Here is a 2,114-nt window from a genome sequence, read left to right on the forward strand (position 1 = left end):
GCCGCGCGGCGCTTCGGGGCCTCGTCGGCGCCGGCGCGGCCGCCGCGCTGACCGAGGCCCTGGTGGCCGAGGCCGATGCGCAGCCGCTGGCCGTGCCGATGCGGGGCGGGCCGTCGACCCTCACCTTCCCGGAGCTTCGCCAGCAGCTCAGCCAGACGCATGCGGTGGCGGATGGCTACGACATCCAGATGGTCATCCGCTGGGGCGACCCGGTCCTGGCCGACGCGCCGCCCTATGACCCGATGCGCCAGACCGCCGAGGCGCAGGCGTTGCAGTTCGGCTACAACAACGACTACCTCGACTATTTCCCGCTGCCCAAGGGCAGTCGCAGCAGCGACCACGGCCTGCTCTGCGTGAACCACGAATACACCAACACCAACCTGATGTTCGCCGGCATCGGCGAGGGCCGCGCCGCGCGCGGCCGCACCACGCGCGAACAGGCGGCGGTGGAGATCGCCGCGCATGGGATGAGCGTGGTGGAGGTGCGGCGAGAGAACGGCACCTGGCGCAGCGTGCCGGGCGGGCGGATGAACCGGCGCATCACCATGAACACGCCGATGCGCGTCAGCGGCCCGGCCGCGGGGCACGACCGGCTGAAGACCAATGCCGACCCGACGGGGACGCGCGTGCTCGGCACGCTGAACAACTGCGCCGGTGGCAACACGCCCTGGGGCACCGTCATCACGGCGGAGGAGAACTTCAACAACTACTTCGGCGGCGCTGCCGCGACCACGGGCCCGGAGGCCGCGACCTACCGCCGCTACGGCGTGGTGGCCGAGCCGGTCTATGCCTGGGGCCGGCACTTCGACCGCTTCAACCTGGACCGCGAGCCGAACGAGCCGAATCGCTTCGGCTGGATCGTGGAGTTCGACCCCTACGACCCGGAGAGCGTGCCGGTGAAGCGCACCGCGCTCGGCCGCTTCAAGCACGAGGGCGCGACGCATGCCGTCAGCCATGACGGCCGCGTCGCCTTCTACATGGGCGACGACGAGCGCTTCGAATATGTCTACCGCTTCGTCACCGCGCGCCCCTGGAACCCGAACGACCCGGCCGCCAACCGCGACCTGATGGACGAGGGCACGCTCTCCGTCGCGCGCTTTCACGAGAACGGTCGGATGGAGTGGCTGCCGCTGGTGCATGGCCAGGGTCCGCTGACGGAGGCGAACGGCTTCCGCAGCCAGGCCGATGTGGTGATCGAGGCGCGGCGCGCGGCTGACCTGCTCGGCGCGACGCCGATGGACCGGCCGGAGGATGTGGAGACCAACCCGGGCAACGGGCGCGTCTACGTCATGCTGACCAACAACAGCCGGCGCACCGCGCAGCAGGTCAACCCCGCCAATCCGCGCGCCAGCAACGTGCACGGCCACGTCGTGGAGATCATCCCGCCCGGCGCCGGCACGAACCGCGTGGACCACACCGCGAACGAAGGCCGTTGGGAGATCTTCATCGCCGCCGGCAGGCCGGGCGTCGATCCGGGTGCGCGCTACCACCGGGCGACCAGCAACGACGGCTGGCTGTCGTGCCCCGACAACGTCGCCTTCGACAGCAAGGGCCGGGCCTGGATCTCGACCGATGGCGCGCCGGAGAACGCCGGCATCGCCGACGGCATCTGGGCGGCGGACACCAGCGGCTATGGCCGCGGGCTGACGCGCCTGTTCTACCAGGCCCCGACCGGCGCCGAGGTCTGCGGCCCCCGCTTCACGCCGGACGACCGCACGCTGTTCCTCGCAATCCAGCACCCCGGCGAGGATCCCGGCAGCACCTACGAACGCCCCTCCACGCGCTGGCCGGACTTCGAGGAGGGCAAGCCGCCGCGCCCTGCGGTGATCGCCATCGTCAAGCGCGACGGCGGCGAGATCGGGGGATGACGGGCGCGCGCGTCAGCGCGCCCAGCCCTCCCTCCGGATGAAGGTGGCGACGCGCGTGCCGATCTCGTGCCCGATCCGCTCCGCCTCGGCGCGGAGCGAGGCGCGTTCGGCCTCGCTCAGCCCCTGCAGCCCGACATTCGCCGCCGCCGCGGTGCCGACATGGCCGAGCACGGCGCCCACCCCCGCGCCGGCCGCGAGGCCGGGCATGGGCGCACTTGCCGCCGCGGCGTCGAAGCGTTCCAGCGC

The 2,114-nt window shown here is 72.2% G+C and carries 2 protein-coding genes; one reads left to right on the forward strand and one right to left on the reverse strand.

The window, feature by feature from the left end; genetic code table 11:
* On the forward strand, positions 1 to 1,868 hold a 1,868-nt coding region (locus OZN99_RS30335), incomplete at its 5' end, for a PhoX family protein (protein ID WP_270938936.1).
* Positions 1,869 to 1,880: 12 nt separating this feature from the next.
* Here the strand turns inward: OZN99_RS30335 and OZN99_RS30340 are convergent.
* A partial coding sequence (locus OZN99_RS30340) for a hypothetical protein (protein ID WP_270938937.1) occupies positions 1,881 to 2,114 on the reverse strand: 234 nt, incomplete at its 5' end.

The organism is Falsiroseomonas oryzae (assembly GCF_027856955.1).
In the GTDB taxonomy this organism is placed as follows: Bacteria; Pseudomonadota; Alphaproteobacteria; order Acetobacterales; family Acetobacteraceae; genus Falsiroseomonas; species Falsiroseomonas oryzae.